We start from the raw sequence: 15,198 nt of genomic DNA, 5'->3' as shown, positions 1-15,198 counted from the left end.
CGCTGAGCAGGACCTTGCCGCGATAGGTACCGCATTTAGAAGTTCGATTCAGAAGTAAGCTTGTCAGTGTGTAACGTGGCCTGATCGGACGAGTATGTCGTTCTGATCGAAGCAGACATACAGACTATCGCCGTCGAAAGACATCGCGCTACACATACCCAAAAAGTAAGCCTCACATTGTTCGCCACCAATCTCAACGATGGTGTCATGCTCGCCGATCAATGTTGAAACCTCGGCTTTGGATAGCTCTCCGTTATGCAAGAAGCGCTGTCGAAGGTCCTGAACCATTGCCCCGCGAGGACACCGTGGACGTTGCTGGGCGCAACCAATGTCGGAGTTTGCCCCACAAGCCCCATTTGCCGCCCATTCTTCTTTGGTAAATGTGGCCCCTCGGAACGCACCGCCAGAAGACAGGAACAATAGTCCAAGGAAGGCCAACACGACGACAAAAATGAAAGAGACGACTAAGACCAAGGATTTCTTGAGCACACCTTACCTATTTGATGGTTTTCGAAGTAGCTACCCATGCGATGGTTACCAAATTCGAGGAAGGCGTAAACAGGCATTAGCTACACCACAAAAACTCGGTTGGTTGGATTCATCGCCGCAATCCGCTGCCAGCGCAGGAATGCTTCCAAGGACCGGCCTTCATGGTGGCCTTCGGCCCTTTCCCACTCCCCTTCTGCACCGAACTCGCCTATAGCTAAACCAAGAGAAGGCGTGGGGAGCAGAATGCCCGAGTGGATCGAAACGGAAAGCCGCAAGCTGCTGGGGCGCTTGCGGCGTGCCTTGGCCGAGGATAGCGCCGGGCAAGAGCGGTTAGACAAGATCGTCACGCTGACGGCCGACTCCATGCGCACCGAAGTGTGTTCGATCTATCTGTTCCGCGACGAAGAAACGCTGGAACTTTGTGCCACCGAAGGCCTGAAATCGGAATCGGTGCATCAGACCCGGATGCGTCTGGGTGAAGGTCTGGTGGGCCGTGTGGCCAAGACAAAGCAGGTGGTGAACACCGCTGATGCGCCCTCTGCCAAGGGATTCCGTTATATGCCCGAAACGGGCGAAGAACGCTATTCTTCGTTCTGTGGTGTGCCGGTTCAACGTCTGGGTGAGACGATGGGCGTGCTTGTCGTGCAGTCCAAGGAAGCGCGCGAATTTACCGCTGACGAGGTCTATGCCCTCGAAGTCGTCGCGATGGTGCTGGCCGAGATGACCGAGCTTGGCGCTTTTGTCGGTGAAGGTGCGGCATTGTCAGCACGGCACCAGAACCCAGTAATGTTCCGCGGGTCGATTGCGCAGGAAGGGGCAAGTGCGGGTCAGGTGTTCCTGCACGAACCTCGTGTGGTGGTGACAAATCCGATCTCTGATGACCCAGAGGCGGAAATGGTGCGCCTGCGCGAGGCAGTCGACCAATTGCGGATGAGCGTGGACGAAATGCTGTCCGATCAGACCACCGTGACTACCGACCAAAAGCAGGTGTTCGAAGCCTACCGGATGTTCGCCAATTCCCGCAGTTGGATGCGGCGGATGGAATCGGACGTGCAAAATGGCCTTTCGGCCGAGGCGGCGGTGGAAAAGGAACAATCGCTTGCGCGCACCCGGCTTGGGCAATCCTCTGACGCGTATATGCGGGAACGGTTGCACGATTTGGATGATCTGTCGAACCGTTTGCTGCGGATACTGACAGGCCAGGGGGCGGACACAGGCGCAGAGATGCCCGACAGCCCGATCCTTGTGGCGCGCAACATCGGTCCGGGTGAGCTGCTCGACTATGGCAAGGCGCTGAAAGGGATCGTACTAGAAGAAGGCTCCGTCGGCAGCCATGCAACGATTGTTGCGCGCGCTTGGGCGATCCCTTTGGTAATCAACGCCAAGGGTATCGCGACAGAGGCACTGAACGGTGATCAGATCCTTGTGGATGGCGAACAGGGCATCGTTCACTTGCGGCCTGATGACACTGTGCAAACCGCTTTTGCCGACAAGATCGCCATGCAGACCCGTGCGCAGGAACGCTATGCCAGCATTCGCGACCTGCCTGCGACGGCCAAATGTGGGCGCACCATCAACCTGCATATGAACGCAGGCCTGATGGCCGATCTGCCGTCCCTTGCGGGTTCTGGTGCTGAAGGCGTGGGCCTATTCCGCACAGAGCTGCAATTCCTGATCCGCAGCCAGATGCCGCGCCGGGCAGAGCTTTCCGCACTCTATGCGCGCGTCATTGCTGCCGCTGACGGGCGGCGCGTGGTGTTTCGCACCCTTGATATCGGGTCTGACAAGGTCTTGCCCTATATGAAGCCCAACGACGAACCGAACCCGGCGATGGGCTGGCGCGCGATCCGCGTCGGGCTCGACAAACCGGGTATTTTGCGGATGCAGTTGCAGGCGCTGGTGCGCGCCGCCAATGGCGGGCCGTTGTCAGTGATGTTTCCCTTCATCACGTTGCGCAGTGAATTCCGGCAAGCCAAAGCAGAACTTGATAAGGTGCTAGAGCGCGAAAGCCGTCTTGGTAACCCCCTGCCCGTCTCCCTTGAAGTCGGGGCGATGCTAGAGACACCGTCGCTGGGCTTTGCCGCGGCCGGGTTCTTTGAAGAGGTTGATTTTCTGTCTGTCGGTGGCAACGACCTGAAACAATTCTTCTATGCCGCCGACCGCGAAAACGAGCGGGTGCGCCGGCGCTATGACACGCTGAACGTCAGCTTTCTGTCGTTTCTTGAACAAGTCGTTAGGCGCTGTCGCGAAGCCGGAACCCCCATCTCATTCTGCGGCGAGGATGCTGGCCGCCCGATCGAGGCGCTGTGCTTTGCGGCTATCGGTTTTGGGTCTTTGTCGATGCGACCGGCCTCGGTCGGGCCGGTCAAACATCTGCTGCGGCAGGTGGATCTGGACGAAGTCAAAGCCGTGATCGACGATGCGCGCGACACGGGCGCGCAATCGGTGCGCCGTGCCGTGTCAGACTATCTAGTCGAAAACGCGCGTCTGACAGGTGCCATGGCAGGCGGGCGGATCACCTAGCCTGCATTGACCTGCACCGCATCGCGGGCCAGCTCGGCGTGGAAGGCATCCAATACCTGATCTTCGCCGTGCGCGCGGGCCAGCTGCCGCAACCCAAAATGCACATGGGCCATCTCGACATAGTAGCCGGTAAAGGCATAATTCGTGCCCGCGCCTGCTGCTGCGCCCAGTACTGGTACGGCTTGCGTGGCCAGTTTCTGGCTTAGGATCGTGGCAAAGCGCGGCGCGACTTTGCTGATCAGCCCCTGCACAGCCGCCCCGGTCAGACCCAATCGTGCCCCGATAAAAGAGGTGTCCACCCCATCATCGGCATCCCCCGGTCCACCGGCCCCAAAAACGGCAAGGCATTCCAACCGCGTCTCTGCTGTGGTCGGGTCCTCGCCATAGTGTTCAGCCACACCCTGGACCGCCCGAAAGATCATGGTGGTTGCCACCGGCAGCTCTGCCAAAGCGGTGGGCAGTCCACCTAGCCCGCCCAGCGCCCCTGATAGGGTTGTAAGCACCTTGTGTCCGGCATCGGACTGCACCTTGCCCGTCAGCCGTCCGCTGCGAGAAGTTGCTGCGACATCATAGCTTTTCTGCAATGCTGTCCGCGCGGCGTCGTCAATCTGCGCACGAGCACCTTTGGGAAGGAGTTTCAACGTATCCTCAACCTGACCGCCCACAAAGTTGACCGCCTTCATCAGCACACCGTTCGCTTTTTTCTGCCGCATTGCCAAATCCTTGACCTGCGCTTGCTGCTCCGGCGAAAGCGGGGGAAAGTTGGTGTCGGGGTTGATGACCTTCATGCGCTATCCTGTGATCGCTTTGATCTCAGATATGTGCAAAACCACGCATTTCAATCGCCGACGCGGGTCACGGTGCCTGCGATTCCATCCCATGCTCCGGGGGTCAGCGCGGCGCCAAGGACCCGCGCGGGGTTGGTGGGCGGTGGCATTCTGACACCCGTCAACTGATCAAACCCAAAGCGTCCATAGTACGGCGCATCCCCCACCAGCAGTACCCTGTCCCAGCCCTGATCGCGGGCCAGTTCCAGCGCGCGCCACATCAGAAGCGCGGCGATCCCTTCGCCCTGACGGGTCGGATGAACGGCAATCGGGCCCAGCAGGATCGCCCGCGCCGGACCGATTTGGACCGGCCAATTGCGGACGGCACCTGCAAGGATCCCTGCGCCATCACGCGCCACAAGGCAAAGGGACGCAATCGGGTCCACATCATCGCGCAATCGATAAGACGACAATGCCGTGCGACCGGGCGCGAATGTGAGGTCATAAAGCGCCTCAACGTCCCAAAAATCTTCGGAGGTTTCCTGCGCCAGTGCGATCTGCTCTGCGGGCATGTTTCTTTCAACTGGCCTCTGTCTTGGTGCCACGCTACCTAAACGGCAGGCTTTGTCAAAGAAAGACCCCAGATGTTTTATCGCCCCGAAGACGGCCACGGGCTGCCGCACAACCCTTTTAACGCTATCATCACCCCGCGCCCGATTGCGTGGATCGGTACACGGGGATCAGATGGCAGCGACAATCTGGCCCCCTATTCGTTCTTCAATGCCGTGGCTTATGTCCCGCCGCAGGTGATGTTCGCCACCACGGCAGACAAACCTGACCGTGACGGCACCAAAGACAGTGCGGCCAATATCCGCGAAACAGGCGTCTTTTCGATCAACATTGTCGAATTGGCGATGCGGGATGTGATGAACCAGACTTCTGGCCCTTGGGGCAAAGAGGTTGATGAATTCGCACTTGCCGGTGTCGAAAAGGCGGCGTGCGAGACGATTGATTGCCCCCGCGTTGCCGGTGCGCCCGCGACGCTGGAATGCAAACTGACCCAGATGGTGAAACTGCCCGGCGAGGCGAACACAACGATCTTTGGCGAGGTGATCGGCATCCATCTGCGGGACAATTGCATTGTAGATGGCTTGTTTGACGTGACCACATTTAACCCGCTGTCACGGCTTGGATATCGCGACTACACCACCGTGCGCGAGGTGTTCAGCCTGAATCGTCCCGATCAGGAATAGTCCAAAAGCGGCATGCCAATGGGCGCTAACTGACAAGCCCTGACATCACGGATCTGTTATCGCTGACGCAGGGACAGCGAAAATTGGGGACGGAATGCGGGACTGGCCAACGCTGGTGTTGATCGTGCTATGTTACAGCGGTTGGGCGGCAGCCACGGTGTGGCTTCCTGAGATATCGGTCTGGTTGGCCGTGGTCGTCCTTGCGCCGCTGGTGGCACTGCAATCCTCGCTTCAGCATGAAGTTCTGCATGGTCACCCGTTTCGTAGTCAGCGCCTGAACGAAGGCTTGGTGTTTCTGACGCTCAACCTTGCAATTCCCTACCAGCGGTTCCGCGACACGCATCTGGAACACCATCGCGATGCGATGCTGACCGATCCTTATGACGATCCCGAAACCAACTATATCGACCCGGTGATCTGGGAACGGATGCCCAAAACCCTGCAAGGATTGATGCAATTCAACAACACGTTGCTGGGGCGGATGATCTTGGGACCATTGATCGGTCAGATCAAGTTCATGCACGCAGATTGGCTGCTGATCCGCATGGGCGATAAGGCCGTGTTGCGGGCCTGGGGCCTGCATGCGGTTGCCAGTGTGGTCATTCTGGCTTGGCTGATCACTGTCGGCACCTTGCCGCTTTGGGCCTACGGGCTCGCGGCTTATGGCGGCTTGGCCCTATTGCGGATCCGCACCTTTCTGGAACATCAGGCCCATGAAAGCGCACGCGGCCGCACCGTGGTGATCGAGGATCGCGGGCTGCTGGCGCTGCTGTTCCTGAACAACAACTACCACGTCGTGCATCACATGCATCCACAGGTCAGCTGGTTCCGCTTGCCAGCACTTTACCGGTCAAATCGGGACCATTATCTGCGCCGCAATCATGCCTATTACTTTGCATCCTACTGGTCAGTGATCTCGCGCTTTCTGCTGCGCAGCAAGGACCCGGTTGCTCACCCGATCTGGCGAGGCGACCAGCGTAAGAGCCCCCTGCCCGAACGGATCACCCGCCGGATCAGTGCCCGCCAATAATGCCGGTGCGCACGTCGTAATCGACCGCAATCGCATAGTCGGGATCATCATCACTATCGACCATCAGGTGACCTGCCTTGGTCAGCAACTTGTGACAATCCCGGCTAAGATGCCGAAGCATGATCCGCTTGCCGGCCTCTTCGTACTTGGCCGCAACAGCCTCAATCGCTTGCAAGGCGGATTGGTCAGCCACGCGGCTGTTGGCAAAGTCAACAATCACAGTGTCAGGGTCGGCATCAACATCGAAAATCTCTGTGAACCCATCGGACGAGCCAAAGAACAATGGCCCTTGAATTTCATAGACCTGCGCACCCTCTTCTGTGCGGCTTTCGCGCTTGATCGCGTGGATGCGCGTGGCGTTCTGCCAGGCATAGGCCAGCGCGCTGACGATCACACCGACGACCACGGCCGTGGCCAGGTCAGTGGCGACCGTCACGATTGTCACCAAAATGGTCACAAAAGCATCGGTGCGCGGCACTTTACGCAGGATCGTCAGGCTGTTCCACGCAAACGTCCCGATCACAACCATGAACATCACGCCAACCAGCGCGGCCAGCGGGATCTGCTCGATCAGGCCACTGGCAAAAAGGATGAACGCCAGCAAAAACAGCGCCGCCGCGATCCCTGCAATGCGGGTGCGGCCGCCGGATTTGACGTTGATCATTGACTGCCCGATCATCGCACAGCCACCCATCCCACCAAAGAAACCCGTCACGGTGTTGGACACGCCCTGGGCGATGCATTCCTGGCTGGCGCCGCCACGCTGGTTGGTCATTTCGCCCACCAGGTTCAGGGTCAGCAAGCTTTCGATCAGACCAATGGCCGCAAGGATCAGCGCATAAGGCAGGATGATCTCAAACGTTTCCCAATTCAGCGGGACCATCGGGATATGGAAAGGCGGCAGTCCGCCCTCAATGCTGGCCAAATCTCCGACGCGCGGCACGTCCAGACCAAAACCAATCACAATGGCCGCAACAATTGCAATGCCCGCAAGGGGGGCCGGGATCGCTGTGGTCACACGCGGCATGACCCAGATGATCGCCATTGTGACCGCCGTCAGCGACAGCATCAGCATCAGCGGCATGCCCGTCAGCCAATCGCCATTCGCCATTCCGTGACCCGCATGTTCTGCCGATCCCGGCACCTGAAACTGTCCCAGTTGCGCAAGGAAAATCACAATGGCAAGGCCGTTCACAAAGCCCAACATGACTGGATGCGGCACCAATCGAATGAACTTGCCCCAACGCATGATGCCGACAAAAATCTGGATCAACCCCATCAGCACGACCGTCGCAAAAAGGTATTCAACCCCGTGCTGCGCGACCAGACTGACCATCACGACTGCCAGCGCCCCCGTCGCACCAGAGATCATGCCCGGACGTCCACCAATCACCGCAGTAATCAGACCGACAATAAAGGCAGCATAAAGCCCGACCAGCGGGTGCACCCCTGCGACAAAGGCAAAGGCCACGGCCTCTGGCACAAGCGCCAATGCAACTGTCAGGCCAGACAGGATTTCTGTCTTCCACCGGCCCGGCGTCAGCGGTGCGCTGGGATCAGTCAAGGAAAGGCTATCGGCGAAGGTCGCCAAAAGGGCACGGGCCATGTCGATACTCTTGTGATTGGTGCGTTTGAGGCCACCTAGCCTGACGGTGTTAAGATGTCACCCCACCTGAGGCGAATTGTCTTGTGCGGGCAGTATCAGGGCAAAAGGGTGACACTTTCGACATGCAGCACAATCCCGTTGCCGCGACCAGAGATGAGGGCTGGCACTGGCGACGTATAGACCGAACCGGGGGCGAGCACCGTCAAGCCCATGGCGTCCGGCATGGCAACCCGGTCAAATCGCCCCATGCCCGCAAATACAGCTTCGTAAGGCAGGTGCGGCTGTCCCGCAAAATCAAGCACCACCTGCTCGATCCCAGCCTCAGCCTTGCCGCCACCTCTGATGGCCTCAATCTCAACCTGCATTTCAAACCGATCTGACGGCACCAACAAAAACACAAGCGGCAACGTCAGGTGCAGATGCATCCACCCGGCAAAACCTGCGGCGACGGCCAGAAACAACCCCATCATTTGGGGACCCCAAAACTCTCCCCACATCGCCATGCGCCAGGTTTCCAGACGGTGACCTGCCAATGCAGTCACACCCCCGTAGGCGGCGGCCACTGCAATGATCGGCCAATGGAACGCTGTTGCAATGCCGGGGGCATAAATCACGCCGCTAGGCACAATTGCGACAAACAGCATGACAATCAGCCCTGCAACAAACCCAACCAACCACAGAGCGGCCCACCACCAGGGCAGTCGTCTGTGCGCGTGTGGGCTTGTCACGCCCGGCAAGCTTTGGTTGTGTAGCGTCATGACGTTCGGCTACCGGTCGCAAGGGGCGAAAAGATGACAAAGCTGGGGATAATCGGTGGATCTGGACTCTATGACATCCCCGGTTTGCAAAATGCGCGCTGGGTCACAGTCGACAGCCCCTGGGGCGCACCGTCGGATTCTGTGCTGACCGGCGTTTTGTCTGGCCTTTCCGTGGTGTTCCTGCCGCGCCACGGTCGCGGCCACGTCCACAGCCCAACCACGGTGCCCTACCGCGCAAATATCGATGCTCTCAAGCGACTTGGTGTCACCGATGTGGTCAGTATCAGCGCCTGCGGGTCGTTCCGCGAAGATATGGCCCCCGGCGATTTTGTCGTTGTTGATCAATTTATTGACCGCACCTTTGCACGCGAAAAGTCGTTCTTCGGGACCGGCTGCGTGGCCCATGTCAGCGTGGCCCACCCCACCTGCCCGCGCTTGTCTTCCGCTTGCCTGACTGCGGGCCAAACAGCCGGTGTCACGATGCACGATGGCGGCACCTACCTTGCGATGGAGGGGCCGCAATTCTCGTCCCGTGCCGAAAGCCTGATGTATCGCGCTTGGGGCTGTGATGTGATCGGCATGACCAATATGCCAGAGGCGAAACTCGCCCGCGAAGCAGAGCTTTGCTATGCCTCTGTCGCCATGATCACCGATTACGACAGCTGGCACCCCGATCACGGCGCGGTCGACGTCGCTGACGTAATCGCCACTTTGCAAGGCAATGGCACCAAGGCCCGTGATCTTGTCCTTGCATTGGCCGACGCCCTGCCCGACACCCGCACAGCCTGCCCGCATGGCTGCGACCGCGCGCTTGACAATGCCATCATGACCGCCGCCCAAAACCGTGATCCTGTGCTGATCTCTAAACTTGATGCTGTCGCAGGCCGCGTCCTTTCACTGAAAGCACCCCAATGAAAACTGTTTCTGACTACATCCGCACGATACCGGATTTTCCCAAGCCCGGGATCATGTTCCGCGATGTCACCACGCTCTTCGCGGATCCGCGCGGCTTTCGCATCGCGATTGATCAATTACTGCACCCCTATGCGGGTCAGCCCATTGATCGCGTCGTTGGGCTCGAAGCGCGCGGTTTCATTCTGGGCGGCGCCATCGCGCATCAGCTTTCGGTCGGTTTTGTGCCGATCCGCAAAAAGGGCAAGCTGCCAGGACAAACCATCGAACAGGCCTACACGCTGGAATATGGCGAGGCAGTCATGGAAGTGCACGACGACGCGCTGCAGGCCGGCGAAAACGTTCTGATGGTCGATGACCTACTGGCAACCGGCGGCACAGCAGAGGCAGGCATTAAACTGATCGAGCGCATGGGCGCCGTGGTCATGGGATGTGCTTTTGTCATTGATCTGCCCGATCTTGGTGGCCGTAAAAAGCTGGAAGCACTTGGCATGGATGTCCACACCCTCTGCGCCTTTGAGGGCGACTAGGGCGCAGGTCCAGACCACGCGGGGGCCAGCCCCCGCACCCCCGGCATATTTTCATTCAAAAGAAAGTGCGCGACCGGCCCCTTGTCACCAGGTGCGCCGGGCGCGATCGCGTCTTTCTTCGTCAGCGGTCATCGGCATGCCTGCCTGTACCGCGCATTCAGCTTGGCCGAACGTGGTTACAAAGCCCTTAACTTGGTCTTTCTTTTGAATGAAAATATGCGCGCCGCAGGCTCCCGCACATGCAACCCGCGCAACACTCCGGTAAACAGGCGCGCGGGGGCCACACACACCAGAATGTCGTGCGGCGCAGCCGCCCCTTTGGCTCAGGCTGGCAAGACGGTACCGGGGTTCATGATGCCTGCCGGATCAAGGGCTGCCTTGATCGCGCGCATCATCATCAATTTCGCCGGATCGCCATAGGTCTGTAGGTCGGCCACTTTCAACCGTCCGATCCCGTGTTCGGCGCTGACAGATCCGCCCATTTGATGGGTCAGATCATGAATGGCCGTCTTGATAGCCTCGCGATCACCCAGATGATCGTCCCTGCTGCGCCCCGGGACCGGGAACACGTTGTAGTGCAGGTTTCCATCCCCCAGATGGCCAAAGCAATTGATCCGGAAATCGCCAAGGTCACCAATCACGACACGCCCCTTCTCGATGAACTCCGCCACGGCCCCCAATGGCAACGCGATGTCATGGCTGCTGACCGATCCTATACGGCGGTTCGCTTCGGGAATGCTCTCGCGGATGTGCCAGAACGCCTGCCGGTCAGCCCGGGATTGCGCGATCACGCCATCGCTGACCAACCCAGCCTCAACTCCCGCCACAAAGAGCCGTTCGAGCGCTGTGTCCGGGGCCAGCCCTTGGGGCATGCCAAGGTCAACCAGCACCATCCACTCTGGCAAATCCGCAAATGGCAATCGCACCTCTGGCCCGGTTTCAGCCAAGAAATCAAACCCTTGCCTGTGGATCAACTCAAAAGCAGACACCGCATCTCCCAACTGCGCTTGCGCCAGAGAGAGGAGTTCCAGTGCAGCGGCAGGTGACGCCACGGCCATCATGGCGGCGCCGACGTCTGCGGGCTGTGGCGCCAGACGCAAGGCCGCACCGGTGATGACGCCCAGCGTCCCTTCGGCCCCGATCATCAAGTTGCGCAGGTCATAGCCGGTATTGTCTTTGCGCAACCGCGACAGCCCGTGCCAGATTGTGCCATCGGGGCGCACGACCTCGAGCCCCAGACATTGCGCACGGGCGTTTCCATAGCGCAGCACGTTCACCCCACCGGCATTGGTGGACAGCAGCCCACCAATCCTCGCGGACCCTTCGGAGGCAAGCGATAAGGGGAACAGTCTGCCCGCCTGAACCGCCGCGTTCTGCACATCCGCAAGGATCACACCCGCATCCACAATCATCGTATTTTCAAGCGGATAGACGGCGCGGATCTTGTTCATCCGCTCAAGTGAAAGCACAACAGGAACGGGGCCTTCGGGCATGATCTGCCCACCGACCAGCCCGGTGCCACCGCTATATGGCACAACCCCGATGCGGGCCGCATTGCAGGCGCCGACTACCGTCGCCACCTCTTCGGTGGTTGCCGGTGCGACGATCAGACCCTGCCCCTGCCAACGGCCACGCGGTTCGGTCAGATAGGCTGAGCCATTGGCTTTGAAAGCGGCCACTGGCAGGAGATCGCGCAGCTTGGCGATAAAGGCATCATCGGCGGGGTTGAGCATCAAACTCTCCTTTCCGCCCTAGATACATCGCCCGGCGAAAAGGGCAATCAGCGCATCAGGTTCGAGCTTTTTCAAAGGCGGTCCAGGCGACTTCGAACGCGGCAAAGTCAAAGCCGTCTTCGCGGGCTGGTCCCAGCACAAGGTGTTCTGTATCCTGCATTTTTCTGATCGCACCCGCCAGATCATCCACCACCTCCGGCGGGATCACGACCGCGCCGTGACGGTCGGCATGGATCAGGTCGCCGGGCGTAACCGTCATGCCAAAGACCGTGACCGGGCCATTCAATTCCGTGACATGGACAAACCCATGGCTTGGCCCGACAGAGCCTGCAATGACAGGGAAATCCGGCGCCATATCTCCGAGGTCGCGCATCACGCCATTGGTCAGCGTGCCGGACATGCCAAATCCCTTGTGGATTGTCGTGTTCACTTCGCCCCAGAACGCACCGATGGCGTTTTCGCCGTCCTCATCTTCGATCACGCAGATGCTGGGCTGCGGCGCTTCGGCCATTTGTTTGTAGTACGCCATGCGCCGGGTCCGGATCACTTCGGGCGCTTCTGACGGCGGCGCGACAGCCGCGATTTTCGCGGTGCTCGCGTAGCCGACAATCACACCTTCGGGTTCACTGATTAACACCGTGCCGCGGGTGAAGGCGTTAAAGCCGCGCTTGCCCTGGGCGACCTCGATTGCGTTACAGACGGTGGGGGTGTCGACGCTTTTCAAGAGCGTCAGTAGGGCGTCGTTCATTTGGCCTCTAACCAGCGCATGAGCGCTGCGGTTGTTTCATCGGGTTGTTCAAGGGTGGGTAAGTGCCCTGCATTTTCAACGATATGCAGGGTGCTTCGCGCAATCAGATCATGCATCAATTGATGCCGGTGGACAGGGCAAAGGGCGTCATCGCGCCCACAGAGGATCAGTGCCGGAACCTGGCAGTTACGCAGCGTATCCTGCTGGTCTGGCCGGGTTTGCAACGCGCGGGATTGGCGGATGAAAACGTCAGGGCCAAGGTCAGCTGCCATGTCCATGCAGAGGTCAAGGATGGCTGCGCGATTGGGGCCGTCTGTCAGGTAATTCGGCTTCATTTCATCACGCATCACGGGGATCAAGTCGCCCTTTGCAACCTTTGCGATTTGCGGTTCGCGTGAGGCAGCGAAGTTGGGGTGTTCAGCCTTGGGGTTGGTGTCCAGCAGCGCAATTCGGTCAACGCGGTCAGGGGCTTGGCGCAGAACCTCCATCGCGACGATGCCGCCCATCGACAGACCGGCAATCGCAAAACATGGCGGTGCCTGTGCCAGAACGTCAGCGGCCAGTGCGGCAACGGTATCATGGGCGTCAATCGGCATGACCTGCGCATCAGGCAAGACATTGATTTGCGGGGCAAAAAGCCGCGCGTCACACATCATTCCGGGCAACAGGATCAGCGGTGTCATGCGCTTGCCAGCTTGGCCCCTTCGGACAGCGCGCCCAGCTTGGCATAAGCGATTTCAGGGTCCACTGCGCCAAAGCCCGCAAAGGTGCCAAAGCCGCAGTCAGAGCCCGCGATCACACGATCCGACCCGACGATTTCCTTAAATCTTTCAATGCGTTGCGCGACAAGTTCGGGATGCTCCACAAAGTTCGTCGTCGTATCCACAACCCCCGGCACAAGCACTTTGTCGTCTGGAATGTCGCCTTTGCGATCCTTGAACACCGACCATTCGTGCCCGTGGCGCGGGTTCGAGGTTTCAAACAGCACATAACGCGACTTGGTGCTCATCAGCGTATCGAACATCTTGGACATCGGGATGTCACAGACATGCGGGCCTTCGTAGTTACCCCAACAGATGTGAACGCGGACTTTTTCAGCCGGGACATCCTGCAAAGCGTGGTTGAGCGCCTCGACATGGCTGGCGGCGATTTTCAAAAATTCATCATCCGACAAATCGTTAAACAACATGTGACGCGACAGTGCGAGGTCCGGGCAATCCAGTTGCAGATCAAGGCCGGAGGCCACGATGGTTTCGTATTCGGCCTTCATTGCGTCCGCCAGGGCGGCCAGATAAGCCTCGCGTGTTTTGTAGAAATCGTTCTGCAAAAACAAAGAGATAACACCGGGACTTGCCGCGTTCATAAAGCCGCGATCAACGCCATGCGCAGCCATCGCCGCCTTAAGATTGGCGATGTCTTTTTCCAACTCGCCCTGCCCTTTTGACTTTACCTCACCAACGCACATGGGTCGGGCGTATTGCGGGGTGCCGCCGTCATCGGCCAAACGCTTGAGAAAGCTGGGAAATTGCTTGAGGTCTGCAGGTGCATTGCGGGGGCTGTCACCGTCGAAACCGGTGTAGCGATCCTTGACGTATGTGGCGTAGGAAATCTTGGACGTTTCCCCGTCAGACACGATGTCGACGCCTGCAAGCTTTTGTTTTCGCACGGTTTCATCGACAGCCGCCGTCATCGCCGCATCAAAGGCACCGGCGTCATAGGCGTGCCCATGTTCACGGGCAAAAATGAAATCCACGACCTCTTGTGTTCGGGGAAGAGAGCCGACGTGGCTGGTCAAAATCTTGGTCATCGAACGGTCCTTTTTGTGGGGCAGAAAGGATGCACAAACCATACACACCCCATGCATACCATTTTCTTAATCGCGGTTAACCTTTCCACGTGTGTCCGGCCGGATCGCCGGTGGCGACGACGTGATACAGCGAAGCCTCGCCCGTCATCGAGGGTACAACGTTGTGGGGCAGGTTTTCAGGCACGGACATGGTGTCACCGGGGGCCAAAGTTGCGGCCCCGTTGGGCCAATTGACCCGCCAGTGACCCCGCATTGGCATAAGCACAGAAGGATTTTCATGACTGTGCATCGCATCCGAGGCCGAGTTTTGGTTCATAAAGCTGATCTCGAACCCCGGCTTGTCGCGCAAAAGCCCGGTTTCACCGATCACCGTGACCGGATCACGGTCTGCCAGCGCCATCATATCAAGATAGCGGGCCACGTGATTGGGCAGTACGTCGTGCGTTAACAATTCGGGCCTTTTCGCCAAGTCTTCATCGCTCATTAATGGCATGGGTTTGACGCCGTTTGTCAGCGTCTCGCCCTTTTTGGTGTCATAAAGCTTACCGTTGTCGCCCAGGATCAAACCGTGGTCGGCGGCGTCTTCGATTACTTGCGGGGCCCACATCACGCCTCCACCGGCATCGTCACCGCCAAGGATCGCCATGATCATCCCATAGTCGGTGCCGATGTTTTCAAACCCGCGAAAGATGCCCGTGGGGATGTTGAAGATGTCGCCCTCTTCCAGCACCACCTCACCCGCTGTCCCCCAGCGCCCCCAGAAGAACCGCCAGCGGCCTTTGAGGACAAAGAACACTTCGGCTGTGTTATGGTCATGCAAGGAGTTCCGGCATCTTGGCGGCTGGCCCGCCGCGCCGATGTTGAAGCCGTGCGGGATGCCGATGTGAACGTATTGGTCAGGCGATTCTGAAACACCGCCGCCGATGATGGTGAAGTTCTCTTTTTGGTCCGACCCGGGTGTGTGGGCGTCGATAAAGGCGGTTTTGCAAGGCTGCAGGTCGCCATAGCGGACAGTGCGGGCTTCCATCTCGGCCGGGGTCAT

At 59.0% G+C, this 15,198-nt stretch carries 14 protein-coding genes; 5 read left to right on the top strand and 9 right to left on the bottom strand.

Annotation, left to right across the window (positions count from 1 at the left end):
* Positions 1–732: 732 nt before the first annotated feature.
* Entirely contained in the window at positions 733–3,012 is a 2,280-nt protein-coding gene (gene ptsP / locus AB3Y40_RS04090) for a phosphoenolpyruvate--protein phosphotransferase (protein ID WP_369437527.1), read from the top strand.
* On the opposite strand, the gene AB3Y40_RS04085 is transcribed toward ptsP, so the two are convergent.
* Together AB3Y40_RS04085 and AB3Y40_RS04080 are read right to left on the bottom strand one after the other, a co-directional pair.
* Positions 3,009–3,800 carry an EcsC family protein gene (locus AB3Y40_RS04085; RefSeq protein ID WP_369437526.1) on the bottom strand — a complete coding sequence of 264 codons (792 nt, stop codon included), beginning with the start codon at positions 3,798–3,800 and terminating at the stop codon, positions 3,009–3,011. The genes ptsP and AB3Y40_RS04085 overlap by 4 nt on opposite strands.
* 50 nt (positions 3,801–3,850) lie before the next feature.
* On the bottom strand, positions 3,851–4,351 hold the full coding sequence (locus AB3Y40_RS04080) for a GNAT family N-acetyltransferase (RefSeq protein WP_369437525.1): 501 nt from the start codon (positions 4,349–4,351) through the stop codon (positions 3,851–3,853).
* Positions 4,352–4,423: 72 nt separating this feature from the next.
* On the opposite strand from AB3Y40_RS04080, the gene AB3Y40_RS04075 reads away from it, so the two are divergent.
* Positions 4,424–5,032, top strand: a complete 609-nt coding sequence (locus tag AB3Y40_RS04075; RefSeq protein ID WP_369437524.1) for a flavin reductase family protein — start codon at positions 4,424–4,426, stop codon at positions 5,030–5,032.
* Between the two features lie 94 nt (positions 5,033–5,126).
* Positions 5,127–6,062 (top strand): fatty acid desaturase, encoded by a 936-nt coding sequence (locus tag AB3Y40_RS04070; RefSeq protein ID WP_369437523.1) that lies wholly within the window; start codon positions 5,127–5,129, stop codon positions 6,060–6,062.
* Here AB3Y40_RS04070 and AB3Y40_RS04065 read toward each other — a convergent pair.
* Both AB3Y40_RS04065 and AB3Y40_RS04060 read right to left on the bottom strand, forming a co-directional pair.
* Positions 6,046–7,668 carry a SulP family inorganic anion transporter gene (locus AB3Y40_RS04065; RefSeq protein WP_369437522.1) on the bottom strand — a complete coding sequence of 541 codons (1,623 nt, stop codon included), beginning with the start codon at positions 7,666–7,668 and terminating at the stop codon, positions 6,046–6,048. The two genes, AB3Y40_RS04070 and AB3Y40_RS04065, sit on opposite strands and share 17 nt — an antisense overlap.
* Positions 7,669–7,763: 95 nt before the next feature.
* Entirely contained in the window at positions 7,764–8,312 is a 549-nt protein-coding gene (locus AB3Y40_RS04060; protein ID WP_369437521.1) for a hypothetical protein, read from the bottom strand.
* Positions 8,313–8,459: 147 nt separating this feature from the next.
* Between AB3Y40_RS04060 and AB3Y40_RS04055 the strand changes: the two genes are divergently transcribed.
* Positions 8,460–9,341 (top strand): S-methyl-5'-thioadenosine phosphorylase, encoded by an 882-nt coding sequence (locus tag AB3Y40_RS04055; protein ID WP_369437520.1) that lies wholly within the window; start codon positions 8,460–8,462, stop codon positions 9,339–9,341.
* Entirely contained in the window at positions 9,338–9,868 is a 531-nt protein-coding gene (locus tag AB3Y40_RS04050; protein ID WP_369437519.1) for an adenine phosphoribosyltransferase, read from the top strand. Before AB3Y40_RS04055 ends, AB3Y40_RS04050 begins: the two co-directional genes overlap by 4 nt.
* Positions 9,869–10,191: 323 nt before the next feature.
* Here AB3Y40_RS04050 and AB3Y40_RS04045 read toward each other — a convergent pair whose 3' ends face one another.
* From AB3Y40_RS04045 to AB3Y40_RS04025, 5 genes are all read right to left on the bottom strand, one after another.
* On the bottom strand, positions 10,192–11,601 hold the full coding sequence (locus tag AB3Y40_RS04045) for an FAD-binding oxidoreductase (RefSeq protein WP_369437518.1): 1,410 nt from the start codon (positions 11,599–11,601) through the stop codon (positions 10,192–10,194).
* A 55-nt stretch (positions 11,602–11,656) separates the two neighbouring features.
* Complete coding sequence (locus AB3Y40_RS04040) at positions 11,657–12,349, bottom strand: RraA family protein (RefSeq protein ID WP_369437517.1); 693 nt, start codon at positions 12,347–12,349, stop codon at positions 11,657–11,659.
* On the bottom strand, positions 12,346–13,032 hold the full coding sequence (locus AB3Y40_RS04035) for an alpha/beta fold hydrolase (protein WP_369437516.1): 687 nt from the start codon (positions 13,030–13,032) through the stop codon (positions 12,346–12,348). The genes AB3Y40_RS04040 and AB3Y40_RS04035 overlap by 4 nt, the downstream gene beginning before the upstream one ends.
* Positions 13,029–14,156 (bottom strand): cobalamin-independent methionine synthase II family protein, encoded by a 1,128-nt coding sequence (locus AB3Y40_RS04030; protein WP_369437515.1) that lies wholly within the window; start codon positions 14,154–14,156, stop codon positions 13,029–13,031. Before AB3Y40_RS04030 ends, AB3Y40_RS04035 begins: the two co-directional genes overlap by 4 nt.
* Before the next feature lie 76 nt (positions 14,157–14,232).
* Entirely contained in the window at positions 14,233–15,198 is a 966-nt protein-coding gene (locus AB3Y40_RS04025; protein WP_369437514.1) for a cupin domain-containing protein, read from the bottom strand.

Source organism: Yoonia sp. R2331, assembly GCF_041103235.1.
In the GTDB taxonomy this organism is placed as follows: Bacteria; Pseudomonadota; Alphaproteobacteria; order Rhodobacterales; family Rhodobacteraceae; genus CANMYO01.
Note: the sequence above shows the minus strand (reverse complement) of the source record. Positions and strands in the feature narration are given on the sequence as shown.